Annotated in this window: 25 protein-coding genes; 17 read left to right on the top strand and 8 right to left on the bottom strand. The window is 41.4% G+C overall.

The features are described 5' to 3' along the window. Positions 1-9: 9 nt before the first annotated feature. The 5 genes from QNH29_RS29615 to QNH29_RS29595 all read left to right on the top strand — a co-directional run bounded on the left by QNH29_RS29615 (position 10) and on the right by QNH29_RS29595 (position 2,630). Positions 10-474 (top strand): molybdenum cofactor biosynthesis protein MoaE, encoded by a 465-nt coding sequence (locus tag QNH29_RS29615; protein ID WP_283862806.1) that lies wholly within the window; start codon positions 10-12, stop codon positions 472-474. Further along, on the top strand, positions 467-700 hold the full coding sequence (gene moaD, locus QNH29_RS29610) for a molybdopterin converting factor subunit 1 (protein ID WP_283862805.1): 234 nt from the start codon (positions 467-469) through the stop codon (positions 698-700). The genes QNH29_RS29615 and moaD overlap by 8 nt, the downstream gene beginning before the upstream one ends. Positions 701-800: 100 nt before the next feature. Beyond that, positions 801-1,820, top strand: a complete 1,020-nt coding sequence (locus tag QNH29_RS29605; protein WP_283862804.1) for a MoeB/ThiF family adenylyltransferase — start codon at positions 801-803, stop codon at positions 1,818-1,820. Positions 1,821-1,954: 134 nt separating this feature from the next. Then, a complete protein-coding gene (locus tag QNH29_RS29600; RefSeq protein WP_283862803.1) occupies positions 1,955-2,245 on the top strand; it encodes a YwdI family protein in 291 nt (96 codons plus the stop codon). Between the two features lie 13 nt (positions 2,246-2,258). After that, the gene (locus QNH29_RS29595; RefSeq protein ID WP_283862802.1) at positions 2,259-2,630 is read left to right on the top strand and encodes a DUF423 domain-containing protein; all 372 of its coding nucleotides are present in this window, start codon (positions 2,259-2,261) and stop codon (positions 2,628-2,630) included. Positions 2,631-2,673: 43 nt separating this feature from the next. Here QNH29_RS29595 and gerQ read toward each other — a convergent pair whose 3' ends face one another. Together gerQ and hemQ are read right to left on the bottom strand one after the other, a co-directional pair. Further along, positions 2,674-3,138: a spore coat protein GerQ gene (gerQ, locus tag QNH29_RS29590; protein ID WP_283862801.1), complete on the bottom strand. Its 465-nt coding sequence runs from the start codon at positions 3,136-3,138 to the stop codon at positions 2,674-2,676. A 211-nt stretch (positions 3,139-3,349) separates the two neighbouring features. Further along, positions 3,350-4,093: a hydrogen peroxide-dependent heme synthase gene (hemQ, locus tag QNH29_RS29585; protein ID WP_283862800.1), complete on the bottom strand. Its 744-nt coding sequence runs from the start codon at positions 4,091-4,093 to the stop codon at positions 3,350-3,352. A 233-nt stretch (positions 4,094-4,326) separates the two neighbouring features. Here hemQ and pta point away from each other — a divergent pair, with 233 nt between their 5' ends. Beyond that, positions 4,327-5,298, top strand: coding sequence for a phosphate acetyltransferase (pta, locus tag QNH29_RS29580; RefSeq protein WP_283862799.1), 972 nt, complete (start codon positions 4,327-4,329; stop codon positions 5,296-5,298). A gap of 235 nt (positions 5,299-5,533) precedes the next feature. Further along, positions 5,534-6,364: an octanoyl-[GcvH]:protein N-octanoyltransferase gene (gene lipL / locus QNH29_RS29575; RefSeq protein ID WP_283862798.1), complete on the top strand. Its 831-nt coding sequence runs from the start codon at positions 5,534-5,536 to the stop codon at positions 6,362-6,364. Between the two features lie 77 nt (positions 6,365-6,441). On the opposite strand, the gene QNH29_RS29570 is transcribed toward lipL, so the two are convergent. After that, on the bottom strand, positions 6,442-7,200 hold the full coding sequence (locus QNH29_RS29570) for an RsfA family transcriptional regulator (RefSeq protein WP_283862797.1): 759 nt from the start codon (positions 7,198-7,200) through the stop codon (positions 6,442-6,444). Positions 7,201-7,459: 259 nt separating this feature from the next. Between QNH29_RS29570 and QNH29_RS29565 the strand changes: the two genes are divergently transcribed. The 3 genes from QNH29_RS29565 (at position 7,460) to QNH29_RS29555 (ending at position 9,627) form a co-directional block, all read left to right on the top strand. Beyond that, a complete protein-coding gene (locus QNH29_RS29565) occupies positions 7,460-7,681 on the top strand; it encodes a YuzB family protein (protein WP_283862796.1) in 222 nt (73 codons plus the stop codon). A gap of 120 nt (positions 7,682-7,801) precedes the next feature. Beyond that, positions 7,802-9,100 (top strand): HD domain-containing protein, encoded by a 1,299-nt coding sequence (locus QNH29_RS29560; protein WP_283862795.1) that lies wholly within the window; start codon positions 7,802-7,804, stop codon positions 9,098-9,100. A 23-nt stretch (positions 9,101-9,123) separates the two neighbouring features. Beyond that, positions 9,124-9,627: a YwgA family protein gene (locus QNH29_RS29555; RefSeq protein WP_283862794.1), complete on the top strand. Its 504-nt coding sequence runs from the start codon at positions 9,124-9,126 to the stop codon at positions 9,625-9,627. 91 nt (positions 9,628-9,718) lie between these two features. Here QNH29_RS29555 and QNH29_RS29550 read toward each other — a convergent pair whose 3' ends face one another. Next, positions 9,719-9,904: a 2-hydroxymuconate tautomerase gene (locus QNH29_RS29550; protein WP_045515968.1), complete on the bottom strand. Its 186-nt coding sequence runs from the start codon at positions 9,902-9,904 to the stop codon at positions 9,719-9,721. Positions 9,905-10,018: 114 nt separating this feature from the next. Here QNH29_RS29550 and QNH29_RS29545 point away from each other — a divergent pair, with 114 nt between their 5' ends. Together QNH29_RS29545 and QNH29_RS29540 are read left to right on the top strand one after the other, a co-directional pair. After that, the gene (locus QNH29_RS29545; protein ID WP_283865781.1) at positions 10,019-10,672 is read left to right on the top strand and encodes a site-2 protease family protein; all 654 of its coding nucleotides are present in this window, start codon (positions 10,019-10,021) and stop codon (positions 10,670-10,672) included. Between the two features lie 20 nt (positions 10,673-10,692). Then, on the top strand, positions 10,693-11,205 hold the full coding sequence (locus tag QNH29_RS29540) for a YwhD family protein (protein WP_283862793.1): 513 nt from the start codon (positions 10,693-10,695) through the stop codon (positions 11,203-11,205). Between the two features lie 158 nt (positions 11,206-11,363). Here QNH29_RS29540 and QNH29_RS29535 read toward each other — a convergent pair whose 3' ends face one another. Continuing rightward, positions 11,364-13,433, bottom strand: a complete 2,070-nt coding sequence (locus QNH29_RS29535; RefSeq protein WP_283862792.1) for a transglycosylase domain-containing protein — start codon at positions 13,431-13,433, stop codon at positions 11,364-11,366. Positions 13,434-13,737: 304 nt separating this feature from the next. On the opposite strand from QNH29_RS29535, the gene speE reads away from it, so the two are divergent. The 5 genes from speE (at position 13,738) to QNH29_RS29510 (ending at position 18,364) form a co-directional block, all read left to right on the top strand. After that, entirely contained in the window at positions 13,738-14,565 is an 828-nt protein-coding gene (gene speE, locus QNH29_RS29530) for a spermidine synthase (RefSeq protein ID WP_283862790.1), read from the top strand. A gap of 318 nt (positions 14,566-14,883) precedes the next feature. Then, positions 14,884-15,756 carry an agmatinase gene (speB, locus tag QNH29_RS29525; RefSeq protein ID WP_283862789.1) on the top strand — a complete coding sequence of 291 codons (873 nt, stop codon included), beginning with the start codon at positions 14,884-14,886 and terminating at the stop codon, positions 15,754-15,756. Positions 15,757-15,897: 141 nt separating this feature from the next. After that, entirely contained in the window at positions 15,898-16,317 is a 420-nt protein-coding gene (locus QNH29_RS29520; RefSeq protein WP_283862788.1) for a YwiB family protein, read from the top strand. Further along, complete coding sequence (gene argS / locus QNH29_RS29515; protein ID WP_283862787.1) at positions 16,314-17,984, top strand: arginine--tRNA ligase; 1,671 nt, start codon at positions 16,314-16,316, stop codon at positions 17,982-17,984. The genes QNH29_RS29520 and argS overlap by 4 nt, the downstream gene beginning before the upstream one ends. A 200-nt stretch (positions 17,985-18,184) precedes the next feature. After that, entirely contained in the window at positions 18,185-18,364 is a 180-nt protein-coding gene (locus QNH29_RS29510) for an H-type small acid-soluble spore protein (protein ID WP_283862786.1), read from the top strand. A 33-nt stretch (positions 18,365-18,397) separates the two neighbouring features. Here the strand turns inward: QNH29_RS29510 and QNH29_RS29505 are convergent, their stop codons facing one another. The 3 genes from QNH29_RS29505 to cls form a co-directional block, all read right to left on the bottom strand. Next, positions 18,398-18,526 (bottom strand): DUF4023 family protein, encoded by a 129-nt coding sequence (locus QNH29_RS29505; RefSeq protein ID WP_283862785.1) that lies wholly within the window; start codon positions 18,524-18,526, stop codon positions 18,398-18,400. Between the two features lie 66 nt (positions 18,527-18,592). Continuing rightward, positions 18,593-19,549 carry a UV DNA damage repair endonuclease UvsE gene (gene uvsE, locus QNH29_RS29500; RefSeq protein ID WP_283862784.1) on the bottom strand — a complete coding sequence of 319 codons (957 nt, stop codon included), beginning with the start codon at positions 19,547-19,549 and terminating at the stop codon, positions 18,593-18,595. A gap of 15 nt (positions 19,550-19,564) precedes the next feature. Continuing rightward, positions 19,565-20,767, bottom strand: coding sequence for a cardiolipin synthase (gene cls, locus QNH29_RS29495; RefSeq protein ID WP_283862783.1), 1,203 nt, complete (start codon positions 20,765-20,767; stop codon positions 19,565-19,567). Between the last annotated feature and the right edge of the window lie 92 nt (positions 20,768-20,859).

The raw sequence follows: 20,859 nt of genomic DNA, 5'->3' as shown, positions 1-20,859 counted from the left end.
GGTGCACAAATGAATTTTCAAATTTCAAAAGAACCGATTGATATTCAATCTGTAATAGATAAAGTTGTTCAGCGTAATGCTGGAGCGATTACTACTTTTATTGGAACCGTACGTGAATTAACCAAAGGAAAAAAGACACTATTTTTGATATACGATGCGTACGAAGCGATGGCTGTAAAAAAATTGGAGCAAATCGGCAGGGAAATTGAAGAGCGCTGGGAAGGTTCTCAAGTAGCCATTACCCATCGTGTAGGAAGGCTTGATATAACGGATATCGCGGTTGTTATAGCCGTTTCAACTCCTCACCGTGCTGATGCCTACGAGGCGAATCGTTATGCCATTGAGAGGATTAAAGAAATCGTGCCTATTTGGAAAAAAGAACATTGGGAAGATGGCGAAGAGTGGATGGGCAACCAGCTTGAAACTGTAGCCTATCCAAGCGGCAAACCAGAGGAGGACGATTTGAATGAATAAAGTTTTGTTTTTCGCTCATTTACGGGATGCAGTCGGAGAAGAATTTCTTAAGTTAGACGCTAGCGGCAAAACCGTTGCTGAATTAAAAGCGGAATTGGCTCTCAATTACAATCTTCCGAAATTAGATACCGTTATGACCGCTATTAACGAAGAGTTTGCCCAGGATGATGAAGTGATTCAAGATGGTGATGAAGTTGCTTTTATCCCGCCAGTAAGCGGCGGTTGAGTAAAGCTGGGAGATATACTCTCGCATGAAGGAAATTACTCTCGGATGGGGTACTTTCCCTCCTAGATATAGGTTCGATTTTGGAAAAGGGGAAAACAGAATGGACGAACGATATTCACGGCAAGTCCTCTTTCCAGGGATCGGAAAAGAAGGACAAGATAAAATTCGTACGAAACATGTGTTAATGATAGGGGCAGGCGCCCTTGGATCTGGCAACGCAGAGGTGCTTACACGTGCAGGGATTGGCAGGCTGACAATTGTCGATAGAGATTATGTGGAAGCTAGCAATCTTCAGCGCCAGCAGCTTTATACAGAAGAGGATGTGGCTGAGAAGCTTCCGAAGGCGGCTGCAGCAAAAAAACGGTTAAACGCAATCAATTCGGACGTCGAAGTGAAAGCCATTATCGGTGACGCCACTCCTTCTATGCTTGAGGACTTGGTGAAGGATGTTGATGTGATTATTGACGCGACTGATAATTTTGAGACGCGGATGGCCATTAATGATGTTTCACAAAAATATAAGATCCCTTGGATTTACGGGGCGTGTGTTGGCAGTTATGGGATGAGTTTTTCGATTATTCCAGGGAAAACCCCTTGTTTAAATTGTTTGTTACGGACCATCCCTATGCAGGGGTTAACTTGTGATACCGGAGGAATTATCTCGCCTGCTGTCCAAATGGTGATCTCTCATCAAAGCGCAGAGGCGTTGAAAATGCTGGTCGAGGATTGGGATGCGGTTCGAACTTCATTTGTGAGCTTTGACTTATGGCGGAACCAATATGCGAGTTTGAAGATGGGAAAAGCCAAATTTTCCGGCTGTTTATCCTGTGGCGAGGAAAGGACATATCCGTACCTTGACGCAGAAAATATGACAAAAACGACGGTTTTATGCGGGCGGGATACCGTACAAATCCGGCCATCGATACAAGGTGAACTATCGCTTGAGAAGCTTGCAGGACAACTGAGCACACTCGGGTATACCGTTAAAGGGAATCCGTATCTTTTGTCGGTAGAAATGGATTCTGAACGAATGGTTATCTTTAACGACGGCCGTGCTCTCATTCACGGGACAAAGGATCTAACCTATGCTAAATCTATTTATCAAAGAATTTTAGGATAGAACTCGTACCTAATTGGTACGGGTTTTTTTGTGACATAAACCAACATGTTTCACGTGAAACATGTCGAATTTCTATTTGGCTGGCAAATTTGGTATGATGATAGCAAGAATGCAAATAGAGGAGTTTATAAATCGTGAATATACCGATAGATAAATTATTAAAGAAAATCGAAGAGGAATTAACACTGGCGAAAAACAGCACAAAGCAAGAAAACTTGCGGGAAAAAGTTTACTCTATTAAAATATTATGCGAACTGATTCTAGATGAAAAGCAAAGACAGACGGAAGCAGCACCTTTAAATCCTGTCCCTGCCTATCAGCCAGTAACCGTACAGCCATCCTTTCAGCAGCCAGTAACATTAAACCAGCCAAAAAAACTAGAAATGGAAGACGAAGCAAACGGCGACTCTTTATTTGATTTCTAATGGGGGAGAGAAAATGAAAACATTTATTATTATTGGCGCAATTAACGCCTTTTTAGCAGTAGCACTTGGAGCCTTTGGCGCTCATGGACTTAAGGATAAGCTAGATCCCTATTATTTGGACATTTGGAAAACAGGTGTTACGTATCAAATGTTTCATGCCACTGCACTTTTGGTGATTGGAATTCTGCTGGGCAAAGTGGCAGCTAGTACATTTTTCACTTGGTCCGGCTGGTTATTTTTAGTTGGAATTATCCTATTCAGCGGCAGTCTCTATGTTTTAAGCTTAACGAAGGTAGGAGTGCTGGGCGCGATTACACCGCTGGGAGGAGTTGCCTTCTTAGCAGGCTGGATTTTAATGATTATTGGTACTGTGAAAGACTTATAAAATAGAAGAAGGCATTGGATTTGAGTTCCAATGCCTTTTTCTATTATCTTGGCGGGAAAGTACTTAAACCCGGTCCAGCACCAAATGGATATTCGTATTCAAGCTCTTCATCAAACGTAGCGTAATCGAAAGAAACCATTGGGATGAGGGAACGCTGACCTGTTTGTGGATCACTTAAAATGAGGTGATCACGTCCAGCTGCTTCAACAATACCAACAAATTTTTTGGCATTCCATTGGTTGTTGCCTTCAAAGGTTGCATAAACAGTTGCTAACTTCCCTTTGTTTAAGCGTAAAATGTTTTCGATGTATGATTGCTCAATTGGCAGCATTGCCTGCTGCTGTGAAGCTGCAGGTGTCCCTGCAGGAGCTCCTTGCTGCGGATACTGTGGAAACCCTTGCTGTTGCCCGCCAGGAAAAAATCCTTGCCCTTGCCCTTGAAATTGATTGCCTGCTTGCTGTCTAGCGGGATAAGGCTGATACCCTTGTTGATTATAATATTGATTCATGTTTTCCCCTCCTAAAAATGACTAAACGAATGCCCAACAGTCTATTCATACTCCAAAAGGCCTTAAATGGTGACAATCGGGATGTTCCCGATATGAGCAGAATCGGAGCTGTAACTTAAGACTCGCTGTTTTATTAGTATGAAGGGGAATAGGCAAATATGACTTATGCAAACGACAAAAAAGTTCTCAGCATGAGCTGAGAACTTAGGATTTAAACGTGTAAGAATCGAGAAACTCTTTCCTCTTCTAATAGGTTACCAACAAAGAAGGCACCAAATTCACCAAAACGTGCACTTACTTCATCAAAACGCATTTCATAGACAAGCTTTTTAAATTGAAGAACATCTTGAGCAAAAAGCGTTACGCCCCATTCATAATCATCGAAGCCAACAGAACCTGTAATAACTTGCTTTACTTTCCCTGCATATGTACGGCCAATCATTCCGTGGCTGCGCATCATATTGCGGCGGTCTTCCATCGGAAGCATATACCAGTTGTCGCTGCCTTGACGGCGCTTGTCCATTGGATAGAAGCAAACATGCGCTGTTTTAGGAAGCTTAGGATATAGACGAGCGAGAATTTGCGGGTTTTGGTACGGATCTTCACCAGCAGGCAAATAGTTGCTCAGCTCAACAACGGAAACATACGAATGAGCGGGAATGGTATATTCCGCTAATTTTGTTTTATTAAATTCTGTTTCTATTTCATTTAGTTCCTGCATGGTTGGGCGCAAAATCATCATCATGAAATCTGCTTTTTGACCCACAATTGTATATAAAGCATGGCTGCCTTCGTTACGATCTTGTGTGTGATTCCATTTTTCAACTAGACTTAAAAACTCGTGAATCGCAGACTGGCGTTCATCACTCGAAAGCATTTTCCAAGTTGTCCAATCAACCGTACGGAAATCATGCAAACAATACCAGCCATCAAGCGTTTGAGCTGCTTCACTCATTACAATCACTCCTAAATAATCATTCTTCTTATTTACAATCTTTACTATAACATAGTTTGACCAAGACACGCTCGAATAAACCTTTATGGTTATTTTTTTGAAAAGAGGTAATAGTAAAGGAGTGTGAAGTTTTTTGAATAAAAGAACATTTGTAATGTAAACGCTGCCTAAGTTGAATTTTTCAACAGGTAAAGTATGCTAAAAGAGGTAGATTTATTTAGGGAGGATTTAATGTGGCTGATTTATTTGAAGGCTTGAAACAAAAATTATCTGGTCGTGATATGCGAATCGTTTTTCCTGAAGGCTTGGATGAGCGAATTGTCAGAGCAGCAAGCAGGCTTGCGGAAGAAAAGCGATTAACCCCTATTTTAATAGGAAATATCGAACAGGTTCAGGCAAAGGCCCAGGAGCTCGGAGTTTCCTTAGATGCAGCAGAAATTTATGATCCGGCAAGTTATGCGGCAATGGACGAGCTAGTAGCAGCGTTTGTTGAACGCCGTAAAGGAAAAGTAACGGAAGAAGATGCACGAAAAATTCTATTAGATGAAAATTATTTTGGGACTATGCTTGTCTATTTGAATAAAGCAGACGGTTTAGTGAGCGGTGCAGCACATTCAACTGCTGACACGGTCCGCCCTGCACTGCAAATTATTAAAACAAAAGCAGGCGTGAAAAAAACATCCGGCGTCTTCATTATGGTTCGTGAAGATGAAAAATATGTATTTGCTGATTGCGCGATTAATATTGCTCCAGACAGCAATGATTTAGCAGAGATTGCGATTGAAAGTGCCAAAACAGCGGACATGTTCGGAATGGAACCAAGAATTGCTATGCTTAGCTTCTCAACAAAAGGTTCTGCGAAATCTCCAGAAACGGAGAGAGTCTCAGGTGCCGTTGAAGAGGCGAAACGCCGTGACTCCTCTCTAGTTATTGATGGAGAATTCCAGTTTGACGCAGCATTTGTGCCATCTGTGGCGAAAAAGAAGGCACCAGATTCGCCGCTTCAGGGGGATGCGAACGTGTTTATCTTCCCAAGTCTTGAAGCAGGAAACATCGGCTACAAAATTGCCCAGCGTTTAGGCGGTTTCGAAGCAGTTGGACCAATCCTTCAAGGGTTAAATAAACCTGTAAATGACCTATCACGCGGCTGTAACGAAGAAGATGTTTATAAACTAGCATTAATCACGGCGGCACAAGGATTATAAGTTGATAGTGGGAGCCAGTCCAAGGTTGGGCTGGCTTTTATAATTGGATTTTTAGGGGTTTTGTACATTTTATCTGGTGTTTTGTACATTTTTGGGCGGTTTTTGTACACTTTTTCAACCCTTATGTACAGTTTTTGAAGTGTTTTGTACATTTAGACATTTACTGGAAAATGCAACACGAACACTAACTTTTTGCTACAATAAACTTATTATCTAATTCAAGGAGATTAACGATATGGAAGGTTTATTGCGTCAGCCCGAATGGCGGATTATTGATCAGTCAACTGCTGGCACACATTTTCAAGCATTACAGTCCTTTGGCGTTGACGATACTCTTTGTGCCTCAGTGGGTTCCGGACAGGCTCCCGCAACGGCGCGAACCTGGGTTCATCACAATACCATCGTACTCGGCATACAAGATACCAAACTGCCATTTTTAAAAGAAGGAAGGCAATTTCTAAGGGAACAGGGTTATCAGTCTATTGTCAGGAACTCCGGGGGCTTAGCGGTGGTTCTCGACGAAGGGGTCTTAAACATCTCATTGATTTTACCTGAAAAAGAAAAAGGGATCGACATCAACCGAGGATATGATACGATGTGGCAGCTCGTTCAAAACATGTTTTCTGATTACAATCACACAATTGAAGCAAGAGAAATCGCCGGCTCCTATTGCCCGGGAAGCTATGACCTTAGTATTGGCGGCAAAAAATTTGCCGGCATTTCGCAGCGCCGTCTTAAAAAAGGAGTAGCTGTTCAAATTTATTTATGTGTGAATGGCAGCGGAAGTGAACGTGCCCAGGTAATTCAGAAATTTTATGAGATAGCAAAAGACGGGCAGCCAACGAAGTTTACGTATCCAGAGATTGTTCCGGAAGTAATGGCTTCTCTTTCTGAGCTATTGGAAACGCCGTTCACCATTTCTGATGTGATGCTGCGTCTATTAAACCAATTAAAAAATAACAGTGACCATCTATATGCTGGTCAATTGAATGAGTTTGAGCTAGAGGTTCTCCCAAGTTATTACAAAAGAATTGTCGAGAGAAATGAAAAACTGAATGAAATTTAAAAAGCCGTAAACCAAATGGATTTACGGCTTTTTTAAAAGAGGATACTGTGCTACAGCTCTTCTCCCAATCATTCTCTTTATTCTGCCACTTTTTCTAAATTTCCGTTACGGTCCATTTTGAATTTTGTCGCGGGTCTTTCTTCTTCTTCGAATAATACAAGCTTACGAGCGCGGTTCATAATTTTCATGAGTGTCTCGTAATCTTCCTGGATGGTTTCGGTATTTTGCTCAAGACCTTCAATTTTCGCTGCCATTTCCTCATTTTGCTTGCGCAGCTCTGCGATTTCACGCTTCAATCTTTCATTCTCACTTTTTAATGCTTCATTTTGCAGATTCGCATGATTAAAGTTTTGTAAGTAATCAATCACGCTATCAAGTGATAAACCTGCTGCTGGTGTGGATGGTCTGTACGTTTGTGCTGCTGGCTTTACATAGGTTTCAGGTTTTACAAAGGTTTCAGATGCAGCTTCCGTTGTTAAATCTGGCATTTCATAGGAATCTTCCATAGGCATTTCTACTGGCACTGATAGTGTTTCAAAGTCATCAGCAGCCGGTACTGGAGGATTGTACAGTAACTTTTTCTTTCCGCCTTGGTCTTTTCCTAACACTCTTTGTCTTTGTTTACGCTGTTTTTTTGCTAATTGCAATGCTTTTTCATAGCGATGGCGCACAACGGCATTCCATCTAAATCCACACGCTGCAGAAGTCCGGTTTAGCTTGTCGCCTACCTCTTCAAATGCGTTCAGCTGGGTACTGCCTTCACGTACATGGCGAAGGACGGTTTCAGCTAACAATAAATCATTTTCATCTGTCCATGCATCTTGCCGTACTTTCATATCTCTTCAACTCCCTAAATAATAATTACCATTAACTCAAGATGAGTTTTTAAAAGTTCTAGTCTTATCTTGGACAAGTTTTTCAGGCTTTATACCAAAATGTCTGCAAGGATAATAGTTTTTTTAACTGAAAGAGTTAGAAGGATTGCGAAAGAAAAGCAACTTGCAATGGATTGAAAGAAATTGTAAGATATCTAAGGAGTTATACGGTAATGAAATTGGCTAAAATAGTAGTAATAGATAAGAAAGGGTGGAAGTAATGTCAAATGAATTCCGCGTTTGTGATGATTGTCAGGCCGTGAATCTAAAGACATTAATCCCTCGTTTAAAAGAATTGGATACTGAAGCTGACATAAAAATTGGCTGCCAATCTTATTGTGGACCTGGCCGGAAGAAAACATTTGCCTTTGTCAATAACCGTCCGGTTGCTGCCCTAACGGAAGAGGAATTAATGGAAAAGGTTAATAAAAAGTTAAAATAATCACCTATGACTTATAAGCCTTAGGTGATTTTTCTTTTCATCCCTTTGTCGAAAAATCCTGCAGAAAATTGCTGGAAATTGGGATATAATAGAAGAAAGTTTAGAGGAAGAGGGAAAGCAATGGTATATTCGGCGGAAAAACTGAGTGAAGAAAAAGTGTTTAAAGACCCTGTTCATCGCTACGTTCATGTACGTGATCGGGTGATTTGGGATCTAGTCGGAACAAAAGAGTTTCAACGCCTGCGCCGTATTAAACAGCTTGGAACTACTTTTTTAACGTTCCATGGAGCTGAGCACAGCCGTTTCAACCACTCTCTCGGAGTATACGAAATTGTCCGCCGTATCATTGATGATGTGTTTGCAGGCAGACCGGAATGGAATGATGATGATCGCCTCCTAACCCTTTGTGCCGCACTTCTCCACGATTTGGGGCATGGGCCATTTTCCCATTCGTTTGAAAAAGTGTTCGATTTTGACCACGAAGACTTTACCCAAAACATCGTTTTAGGTAATACAGAGGTTAACTCCGTTTTAAAAAAGGTGAGTCCTGATTTTCCCCAGCAAGTCGCTGAAGTGATTGCAAAAACATCTGCTAAAAAGCTGGTTGTCAGCCTAATCTCCAGTCAAATCGATGCCGATCGGATGGATTATTTGCAGCGGGACGCTTATTTTACCGGAGTGAGCTATGGCCAATTTGATATGGAGCGGATTCTTCGTGTCATGAGGCCGAAGGAAGACCAAGTGGTCATCAAAAAGAGCGGTATGCATGCGGTTGAGGACTATATTATGAGCCGCTATCAGATGTATTGGCAGGTTTATTTTCATCCTGTATCCCGCAGTGCCGAGGTAATCTTGACCAAAATCCTTCATCGTGCCAAGCAGCTGTATGAAAACAATTATTCTTTTAAAAATAATCCGATTCACTTTTATTCTTTCTTTACGGATAGTGTAACGCTAGAAGACTATTTAAAGTTAGATGAATCGATTATTTTGTTTTATTTTCAAATCTGGCAGGAAGAGGAAGACGGTATATTAAGCGATCTTTGCCGCCGATTTGTGAACCGAAATCTGTTTAAATATGCTGAGTTTGATCCAGCGAAGGAATATAAGAAGCTCGCTGAATTGACCCGTCTTTTTGAAAAAGCAGGAATTGATCCGGAATATTACTTAGTTGTCGATTCATCATCTGATTTACCATACGATTTTTATCGTCCTGGTGAAGAAGAGGAACGTTTGCCAATTCATTTATTAATGAAAAGCGGGGAATTAAAGGAGCTTTCCCGAGAGTCTGAGATTGTGGATGCTATCTCTGGTAAAAGGAGAACGGACCATAAATTATATTACCCCGGTGATTTTTTACAGGACGAATCCTCGCAAAAAGACATAAAAAAACAAATACGTACCCTATTAGAGATATAATCCTGGAGTAGGAGCTGACGAGAGTGTTAAAAGATCATGCCAAGCTGATGCAGGCTGTTTTAGTTTCCGGAGAGATCATCGGGAGAAAAAAGCTGCAGAAGATGATATATATTGCAAAAAAGGTGAGCTTTCCGTTCCATGAGCGGTTTCAGTTTCATTTTTATGGTCCATATTCGGAGGAACTAACGCTTCGTGTCGAAGAGCTTTGCAATATGGGTTTTCTCAATGAAATCAAAGAGAAAAAAGGCGGTTATTTTCAATATCGCTATACCCTGACAGACGCGGGAAAAGAGTTTTTGAGCTTAAATGAGGTCGAAATGCCATTTCTGCAAGATTGCCTCGAAGACATGAACGAACAGAATGCTAGATTCCTCGAGCTAGTTTCGACGGTTTTATATTTTGATAATCTATCGAAAGAAGAAGTAACCGAGAAAGTTTTTACGTTAAAAAGCAGCCAGCGCTATACAGAGGAAGAAATTGACCAGGCCTATACCTATATAGCTGGATTAAAAGCTAAGCTAAATTAGAAAAGTGTCCGCGTTTTTGAAGCTGCCTTCAAAGACACGGACACTTTTTTAATGATTGTCCAGCTTCGGCGCCAGGGCGCCTCCACTTTTCTTATTTGTCGCTTGCTCTAACGCCAGCCACACCGTAATGTTCTTTCTGCATTTCTTCAATAAAAACAACAACAGCCTCTTTTGGAGCGCCAGTTGTTTCGCTAACCGCGTCAGTCACCTTTTCAACAAGTGCTCTTTTTTGATCATCTGTACGTCCTGGAAGCATTTTTACTGTAACATATGGCATATGTATTCCTCCTTTGATTACTACAAGGATAGTTTAGCAAACATTTTCATTTTATATCCAGTTTAAGGTATACTTATAGGAAAAAAGAGGAGAAGGGGAACCAATTTGGAAAATTTGGAAGGATTTCTTGCTTATTCTTTAAGGGAGATTCCCTATGTCGCGATTACGTTAATGATTGCATTTACGTTTCACGAATTTGCACATGCTTTTGTTGCCTATAAGTTCGGAGATCATACGGCGCAAAAGCAGGGGCGTTTAACATTAAATCCACTGAAGCACCTCGATCCATTTGGGACGATTTTAATTTTTATAGCCGGATTCGGCTGGGCTCGTCCGGTGCCTGTTAACCGCTTTTTCTTTAAAAAGCCGCGCCTTGCAGGTATATTAGTTTCAGTAGCAGGTCCTCTGAGTAATCTTGTCCTTTGCGCGCTTGGTTTTTTTATTGCATTCGGATTAGGCAGAACAGGGTTAGCGGTAAATCTTCCCGGTATTTTTGAGTTTTTTGAGATTTTTAACTGGCTTAATCTAGTGCTGTTTGTGTTTAATTTATTGCCGTTTCCGCCATTGGATGGCTATCGGATTGTGGAGGATTTAGCTCCAAATCATATTCGTGCAAAAATGACGCAATTTGAACAGTATGGTGTATTAATCTTTCTGATTTTGGTCATTACTCCTCTAGATCGCTACACCATTCAGCCAATTTTCCAATTCATTATCCCTGGACTCTGGCAGGGATTAAATAATTTCTTTTATAATTTGTTTTTTTAAATAGGAGGTTTTGAGTTTTAATGGAAGAAAATAAGAAAAAACCACTTGGCTTTAATATTATAAAACCTGATCCGACGGATGGACATAAAGGCTTTGGCAAAGGTGCATTAAGCCTTGATAATGTTTCACCGGTCATTATAGATGTCGAGGCCGGTGATGCGGTCATTGATGTCGCTGCTATGCATGCACGCAGCGTGGTTGAAAAGGGAATAAAATTCCTAAAGACCAAAGAAGAGGTTCCGAATGCGAAACCGTACTGGCTTGTGTGGGTGACTGTTGACAGGAAGGAAGAGGGTCCTTATTATGCCGGAGTAACGGCATGCGAAATGACAGTAGACCGCGAAATCCGCCGCGGTTATAAATCACTTCCTGAGCACGTTAACAGGATGGATAAGTCATTAAAGCGTCATATCATCGTCGACCATATGGACGATAAATCAAAGAAAGTCCTAGCTGATTTCCTTCAAAACCACAATCAAGACATGTGGAATAATTCAGCAGAAGAGCTGAAAAAAGGCTTAGCTGTAGAATAATCATTTTTTACAATAGCAATTTTTGACGAAAAGTTGTAAAATATATGCAGTGTGTAAACACTGTAAGACTAGGACAGGAAAAAGCTCCGGAGACCAATCCTCGGAGCTTTTTCCGTTTAATCTAGCTAAAGGACCCCCTAAATGGGGTGGTTTCGATTTTAATTACCCCAATTAAAAATCCGCTTATACCATGGGTCCTTTGTTTCCTCTTTCTTTTCTTTCGTTTTATCTTCTTTATGTTCTAAATGGTCGGTACAGTATTCTGTCGGCTCGGTTCCGGCTACAAAATAAGTAAACCGGCGAACAGGGCAATCCTTTGTAGCAAGCTTGCCGTTTTCAGGGTTCACGTAAACACCTATAACTCCCTCTTTCGGTGGGTTAAATGCCTTGACTGGCTTACCTTTTAACGATTCCTCCATAAACTTTACCCAAATCTTTTTGGCATAGCTTTTTTCAGCGGTAAGGGTAATTGGCTTCCCAACATCATGGCCAGCCCAAACAGCCGTTACCAGCTGTGGTGTAAAGCCAATCATCCAGCTGTCTGTTTCGGTTGAACCAGATTTACCGGCATATTGCCGTGTGATTTCATCAATCAGGGAGTTACCCGTTACCTTCGCATATCCGTTTAGTTTCTTATCGAACATACCTGTCATCATATGCGTCATGACAAAGGCTTTTGCAGGATCCAGTACTCGTTCAGCTTCATGGTTACTTTCAAAGATAACATCGCCATTATAATCTTCTACTCTTGTAATCAGTGTGGGCGTTACCTTTTTACCGGCATTGGCAAAGAGACTGTAGGCATTTGCCATGTCAATGACTCGAACGCCCGAGGTACCTAGAGCAAGTGATGGGACTTTATCCATTTTCGTTGAGATTCCAAACTTTTTAACATTCTTAATCAGGGTTTCAGCACCCATAAATAAGTGTGCTTTGACCGCATAAATGTTATCAGAAACGGCAAGCGCCTGAGCAAGTGTAATTTCTCCATCCGCATACTTGTTATTAAAGTTATGAGGAGAATATTCTGTGCTGCCATCATCCAATTTAAAGGTTGTTAGTTCACTTCTCATCGTAGAAGATGGCGTAAAGCCTTGACTAAGCGCTGCATAATACAAGATTGGCTTTATCGTTGAGCCTGGCTGTCTAACCGCTTGAACGGCTCGATTAAAAGGACTTTGTTCATAATTACGACCGCCTACCATTGCTTTTACATACCCGTTTTTCGGGTCCATTGCAACGAGACCGACTTGGATTTCAGAACTACTGGCAATGGTTTCCTGAATTTGTTTTTCAGCCTCTTGCTGCTGCTTGAGGTCGAGTGTGGTATAGACTTTTAAACCGCCGAGAGCGATTGTCCGATCATCTAGGTTTAGTTGATTTTTTAAGGCATTTTTAACGGCATCTTGAAAATAAGGTGCGGCCTCCACCCGTTTATGAGGGTATTCACCGACAAAGGTAAGGGAAGTTTGCTTTGCCTGTTGTGCAGCTGTTTTTTTTATATAGCCGTTTTCCACCATTGCGTTTAAAATAATTGCTTGTCGCTTAGTAGCATTATCTAATGATTCCAGCGGCGAATAGTAACTAGGGCCTTTTGGAACACCAGCTAACATCGAGCTTTCAGCCAGGGTTAACTCAGAAGCGTTTTTTCCATAATAAAATTGGCTGGCCGCTTGGACACCATAGGCACCGTTACCATAATAAATAGTATTTAAGTACCCTTCTAAGATTTCTTCCTTTGAATAATTCATTTCAATTCGGATGGCATAAAAAGCTTCATGGAATTTCCGTGACCACGTTTTGTCGTGCTCTAGGAAGAGGTTTCGTGCGTATTGCTGGGTAATGGTGCTGGCGCCTTGTACTTTTGCACCTGCTTTTATATCGGCAAGGATGGCTCCCATAATTCGTTTATAATCAAAGCCATTATGTTCATAAAAGTTTTTATCTTCGATGGAAATGGTCGCATGGATTAAATCTGGTGAGATTTCCTCGAGGGGAACCCAGTAACGCTTTTGGCCGCTGTTGCTCTCACCGATTAAAGTACCGTCATTGGCAAAGAACAGAGTGGATTGCGGGACAGCTAGCGGCGGTGCACCAAGAATTTTGGCATAACCGAGGATCCCAAGAAAAACAATCAGCATACAGCCAAAGCCTATCAAACTAATGATAATAAATGCACGCAAGTATTTTATCGTTTTCCGAAATCCATGATTCGTCATAATTTCCACAGCAATACCCTCCTCTGCCAAATTTTAAAGATACCCATAGTTACAGTATTGAGTTAAGAGAGTGTTTTTAAACTACCAAAAAGAAAATATTTCTAAAAAATTGATAGATTATGCTAGACTTTTCTTTGTGTTTGTAATTCAATAGTTTGGGTACTATAAAAATGGAATGAAATTCATGGTAAATAAGGCTTTATTAAAAGGCTGTGTTATAGGATACTGTTGCTTTTGAGAACCTGTTGATTGGAGCGTAAATCAACAGCTAAGTTTAACACAGCCAAAAAACAGATACGGAAGGATGTTGGACATGGCAATTTGGTTTACAGAAAAGCAAACTGAAAACTTTGGTATCACCATGAAAATCAATAAAACTTTACATACCGAACAAACAGAATTTCAAAAGCTTGATATGGTGGAAACAGAAGAATGGGGCAACATGCTTCTATTAGATGACATGGTCATGACCTCTGTTAAAGATGAGTTTGTATATCATGAAATGGTGGCACATATACCATTGTTCACACATCCAAATCCGGAGAATGTTTTAGTTGTCGGCGGCGGCGATGGCGGCGTTATCCGTGAAGTCTTAAAGCACCCAAGTGTTAGGAAAGCAACGCTTGTAGATATTGACGGTAAAGTAATTGAGTACTCTAAAAAGTTCTTACCAGAAATCGCTGGAATGCTTGACGACCCTCGTGTCGATGTTCAAGTTGATGACGGCTTCATGCATATTGCCAAAAGTGAAAATGAGTACGATGTGATTATGGTTGACTCGACTGAGCCGGTAGGACCAGCAGTAAACTTATTTACAAAAGGATTCTATGCTGGGATTTCTAAAGCTTTGAAAGAAGATGGTATCTTTGTAGCACAGTCTGATAACCCTTGGTTTAAAGCTGATTTAATCCGTAACGTACAGCGTGACGTTCGAGAAATCTTCCCAATCACCCGTCTATATGTAGCAAACATCCCTACATACCCAAGCGGACTTTGGGCATTTACCATCGGATCCAAAAAATACGACCCACTCGAAGTAAGTGAAGACCGCTTCCACGAAATCGAAACCAAATACTACACAAAAGAACTGCACAAAGCAGCTTTCGTACTCCCTAAATTTGTTGGGGATTTGGTTAAGTAGATTCGGTGACAATATTGGTGAAAAAATATCGGTGACAGGCACCGCCCGTGGACACTGTACACCTCAGGCGGACAGTTAGTGACCGAAAACTTTGAAATATGGAGGTTGCGGTCGTTATAAACGGGTTATAGTGACTGAAGGATGCATGAAATAGGAATTAAGGGCACTATAGAGGGTTTATAGTGACCGTAACAGAGTCGAAAAAGGAAATAGGGTCACTATAGCCAGCTTATAGTGACCGTATTCTTGTTGAAATTGAAATTAGGGTAACTATAGAGGTTCAACTGTTTTATTACATATATAAGTGAGGTTAGAAACATGCGTTTTGATGAGACTTATTCTGGTAATGTGTTTATAAAGAGTCATCCGAGTTTTGAAGATAGTCAGGTTGTACTTTATGGGATGCCGATGGACTGGACGGTCAGCTATCGCCCGGGCTCGCGTTTTGGCCCTGCTCGTATTCGTGAGGTTTCCATCGGTCTTGAAGAGTACAGCGCCTACCTTGATCGTGAGCTTGAAGAGGTGAAATATTTTGACGCCGGCGATATTCCGCTTCCTTTTGGAAATGCGCAAAAGAGCTTGGATTTGATTGAGGAGTTCGTGGATCAAGTTTTAGCGGCTGGAAAGTTTCCATTTGGCATGGGCGGCGAGCACTTAGTGTCTTGGCCGGTTATGAAGGCGGTTTATAAGAAATACCCTGATTTAGCGATTATTCATATGGACGCACATACAGACCTAAGGGAAAACTATGAAGGCGAACCATTATCCCACTCCACTCCGATTCGTAAAATTGCGGAACATATCGGACCAAAAAACGTGTATTCTTTTGGGATCCGCTCTGGGATGAAGGAAGAATTCCAATGGGCAAAAGAAAACGGCATGCATATTTCAAAATTTGAAGTGCACCAGCCATTAAAAGAGGTCCTTCCGGAGCTTGTCGGACGTCCTGTTTATGTAACGATTGATATCGATGTGTTGGATCCTGCACATGCACCGGGAACTGGTACAGTGGATGCCGGCGGGATCACTTCGAAAGAGCTGCTTGCCTCTATTCATGAAATTGCCCGCTCTGGCGTGAACGTTGTCGGCTGCGACCTGGTTGAAGTGGCGCCTATTTACGACCCATCTGAGCAAACGGCAAACACTGCCAGCAAATTGATTCGTGAAATGCTTCTTGGCTGGGTGAAATAACATTTTTTGTGCCTGTCCCAATAGTGGGGCAGGCATCTTTTGAATTGTGTACATACTATAGGTATAATGATAAAAGTGTGTTTAAATAGAAACTATGGATGACCTAAATAAGGTTTATTTTTAAAAAAGGGTGTGCGTTTTATGTCAATCCCTGAGATCCCTGTGAAAATTAACGTAAAAACAACAATTGACCACGATGAGACTTTTGAATTGCTCGTATTTGGTACATACTTTGAAAAAGGAAATGCTGCGTATCTTCGTTATGAAGAAGCGGTGGAAGAGGGAAATGTCCGAACCATTGTGAAGATGGGACATCTTGAAGCCCTTATTTTACGCGGCGGTGCCATTAAAATGCGTTTGCCGTTTGAATTGAATCGGAAGTTAAATGGCAGCTATGAAATGCCATTTGGCCAGTTTGCAACCGTGACAAAAGCAAAAAAAATAGATTTTTCCTATGAAAATGGTAAAGGTCACTTTAGTGTTCTTTATGATTTTACTATGGAGGGTGCACTGGCAAGTACATATCAGTTAGAAATAGCTTTTCAGGAGGAGAAGAAATGAACATAGTTGAACAGGTTCAAAGTAGATTGAAAGAGGAAATTCGGGCAGCTGTAGTGAAAGCAAACCTTGCAGCAGAAGAACAGATTCCTGATGTGATTTTGGAAATACCAAAGGAGAAAGCGCACGGCGATTATTCCACCAACATGGCGATGCAGCTTGCACGTGTGGCAAAGAAGGCGCCGCGCATGATTGCGGAAGCCCTCATTGAAAATTTTGACCGCTCAAAAGCCTCGATTGAAAAAATTGAATTGGCAGGTCCAGGGTTCATCAATTTTTATATGAATAATGCCTACCTAACAGATTTAATTCCAACAGTTCTTGAGGCAGGGGAAAAGTACGGGGAAACAACAGTTGGCGGTAATCAGAAAATACAAGTGGAGTTTGTTTCCGCGAATCCAACTGGTGACCTTCACCTTGGTCATGCCCGTGGTGCGGCAGTCGGCGACTCACTTTGCAATATTCTAGCGAAAGCAGGCTATGATGTTTCCCGTGAGTATTATATTAATGACGCTGGTAATCAGATTAATAACCTGGCATTGTCTGTAGAGGCACGTTATTTCCAAGCGCTTGGTCATGATAAGCCAATGCCTGAGGACGGCTATCATGGTGCAGACATCATCGGGATTGGAAAGGCGCTGGCGGAAGAGTTTGGCGATAAGTATGTGAATGTGGATGAGCAGGAACGCTTTGAGTTCTTCCGTGAGTATGGATTAAGGTATGAAATGGCAAAGCTTCAAAAAGATTTGGAGGATTTCCGTGTCCGCTTTGATGTGTGGTACTCTGAAACCTCTCTATATAAGAATGGAAAGATTGATGAGGCATTAAAGGTGCTTCGTGACAATGGCTATATTTATGAGGAGGAAGGCGCTACTTGGCTGCGTTCGACGGATTTCGGCGATGATAAGAACCGAGTGCTGATTAAAGGGGATGGCTCTTATACGTATTTAACGCCAGATATCGCCTACCATAAGGACAAGCTTGACCGCGGCTTTGAAAAGTTGATCAACATTTGGGGGGCAGACCATCACGGTTATATTCCGCGTATGAAGGCGGCCATTCAGTCACTTGGCTATGCTGCGGACGCCCTCGAGGTCGAAATCATACAGCTTGTTCACCTGTACAAAAATGGTGAGAAGATGAAGATGAGTAAGCGTACCGGTAAGGCTGTCACAATGCGTGATTTGGTCGATGAGGTCGGCCTCGACGCCACTCGTTACTTCTTTGCGATGAGAAGCTCGGATACGCATATGGACTTTGACTTGGATTTAGCTGTTTCAGAATCCAATGAAAATCCTGTGTACTATGCTCAATATGCACATGCAAGGATTTGCAGTATCCTGCGTTCAGGCGAAGAGCAGGGGATAAAAATTGATGAAAATGCGGATTTCTCCTTAATTGGCGCAGAAAAAGAAATCGAGTTATTGAAAAAGCTAGGCGAGTTCCCGCAGGCTGTCGGTGAAGCGGCATTAAAGCGCGTACCGCACCGCGTCACAAACTATATTATGGAACTGGCTTCAACCTTCCACAGCTTTTACAATGCAGAAAAAGTACTCGACAGCGAGCAGCCAGAGCGCACTAAGGCGCGCCTCGCGTTAATCAAAACCGTTCAAATCACACTGCGCAACGCCCTCGCATTAATCGGCGTATCCGCACCAGAAAAAATGTAAAATTGGCATGGCTCCCTTTATGGGAGCCATTTTTACTTTTTCCATTGGGGTGATAGTGTCCATATGGGGTGGAAAGTGTCCACGAGCGGTGACAGGCACCAAACAATGTAGAGACGGTGACACCATTTATTCATCACTGAATATTTATCCGCTTTTTGGTAAATATTATGGAAGTAATTTTATGATGAGGAGTGGCCTTGATGAATGTGGGAAGAGCGAAGGAAATTGCTGAGTCGATGGATATGATTAATGTTACGTATGAGGGGACGCCGGTGATTATTCAGCATGTGGATGATAATACGAAGATGGCGCGGGTGTATACAAAGTCTGATCCGGAGAATGAGATAGAGGTTCCTGTCTTAAACTTAATTGAAGAGTAGAAGAGTCTCCTGCAATGGGAGACTCTTTCTTTTTTATACACCTTGTGAATGTTTATGGTTTGGTAATTTGCTTTCTGGGTCGTTGTTGCCATGCTTTTGATTTTTTTTCTGCTTCTTTTCATTCTCTGCTAATTTTTGTACGAATTGATTGGTGCTTTCCATTGAAAATCCCTCCTTGTGTGAATCTGTAGTTACTTTAACCATTCCCTGTTGAAAAAATGCTGGGAGTTATTTCACCTCGATGGCTGCCCCGCTGATTCGTTTAAAGCCGCGGACCTTACTAACATCTTCGACTAATTTCAATGTAGCCTGGTCCTTTGCTTTTGCCTCAATCATAAAGTCAACATCTTGTCCAATTTCCTTAAGCATTTTTATTAACGGCATGATAAATTCGAGATCCACAAAATCGGCGTGAGATCGGAATTCTTTTTCTCCTTTAGGAGAGGAAATATGGATTTTGGGAATCAAGTCAACATGGTCCCATGTCTGAAATATCCTCGGAAGCAGCTTCTCCAGCGGCGGTTCACAAAGATTGGCCATGTGATGATGATAATCAAACACAAAAGGGATTCTCTCTTTTTCACAGGCAATCAACGTCTCCTCGGTATTGTAGGTTTTGTCATCATTCTCCAAGGTCATTGCGCGCTTAATATGTGATGGAAGCTTTTTTAGATTCTCATGAAAACGGACAATGGTTTCTGCTTTATCACCATAGGCTCCGCCGATATGAATATTCATCATCCCTCTATCCTCGACACCCATGGCCTCAAACATGCGGTAATGATATTCCATATCGATGACGGCATTATCGGTTATTTTTTGCTGCGGAGAGGTAAATAACGTATATTGATTTGGATGAAAGCTAACCCGTAAATTATTTTTTTTAATAAGTTGGCCAATTTCTTTCCACTGCTTCTTAAAGGGGGTAACAAAATCCCAAAAAACATCTGGATGGGTGGCCAACGGTACTATCGAACTCGAAAGCCGATACAATTCTATTTCATGGGCGAGATTGAAATAGAACATGCGGAGCGTGTGGGCTAAATTAAGCCTTGTAAGCTCAAGTAATTTAGTTTTACGCTCTTTTTCCGATAACTGCTGGTAGCGAGTAAACGTAAGTGTCTTCGATGGAGAAGCATCCCACAAGGTGATAGCGGTTGAAACATAGCCGAAACGAATCTTCATCGCAAAAACTCCTTACTATAAAAAGAATGAAATAGCCCCGGCAATGCCTTCCTTTATCGACCTGAAAAAGCTTTTCTTATTAAGGTCCTCCAGTTTCAGTGGTTTTGAATCAAGAATATCTTTATGGAGGACATCCCTAAACCGATCTACAAAGGCTGGGTCATAAAAATAACAATTAATTTCTTTGTTTAAAAATAAACTTCTTTTATCAAAATTAGCCGTACCGATATCACAGAGATGATCGTCGATAATGATTGATTTTGCATGGTAAAAACCATTCTTATACTGAAAAGCCTGCGCCCCTGCTGATAACATCTTACGTAAATAACGGTATGAAGCTTCTTGTACAAGCATATGATCTGTTATATAGGGCACAACGATGGTAATCTTAATGCCGCGCTTTGCCGCACGAAGCAGTTCATCCATGAGTTTTTTGCTTGGAATAAAATACGGAGTACCAATGGTAATTGACTTTTTTGCGTTTTGAATTAATTGTAAATATTTATCTTCAAGGCGTCCTGCTTCCGTTGGAACAAGTTGATGTGGTACCGTCCCTTTGGGCTGCTCAGGAGCATAACGAGAATCTACAATCACATCATCAGAAGCGTACTCATTCCAATCCAAGAAAAACTCACGCTGCAGGTACGAGACACCTTCACCCGTCATTTTTAAATGGTAATCGCGCCAGGGACTTAGCTTGGGATCTTGATCAATATATTCTTTACCAACATTAAAACCGCCAAGATAACCAATTTTGCCATCAATAATCGAAATCTTACGGTGGTTTCGTACCTGGGTGGAATAGAAAAGGAATGGAAGCCGTAATCGATTGCTAAAGGCAAATTGAACACCTGCATTACGCAATTCTTTTATTGCCGGCTTTTTCACCTTATGACTGCCAACCCTGTCGACCAGCAGTCTAACTTCAAGGCCTTCTTTTGCTTTTGCTTTTAAAATATCGAGAAACTGCTGGCTAAATTGATCATCCCTCACAATATAAAAAAGAATATGAATATGACTGTTTGCCATTTTTAATTCATGAAAGTAGTCAGCAAACAATTCTTTTCCATGTGGAAAAATATCGAAGTTTCCGTACAGAATCGGGGTTTCCCGTTTGCTGAAAAGTGAACGATGCTTTTTTCTTCCTAAGGTAAGGTCAATGTAAAACCATACAATGATAAGAAGTATAAGAGCGATGACGATGGATGGTAAATTCATTCAGTATCGTTCCTCCAATCATATCTGTTAGGTTTGCCAAACTGAGGCTATTGTATGAATCACGAACAAAAGTCAAATAAATTTTAAGAAAT

Source organism: Neobacillus sp. DY30, assembly GCF_030123065.1.
Taxonomy (GTDB): domain Bacteria; phylum Bacillota; class Bacilli; order Bacillales; family Cytobacillaceae; genus Neobacillus.
This window is presented reverse-complemented; position numbering and strand designations above follow the sequence as displayed.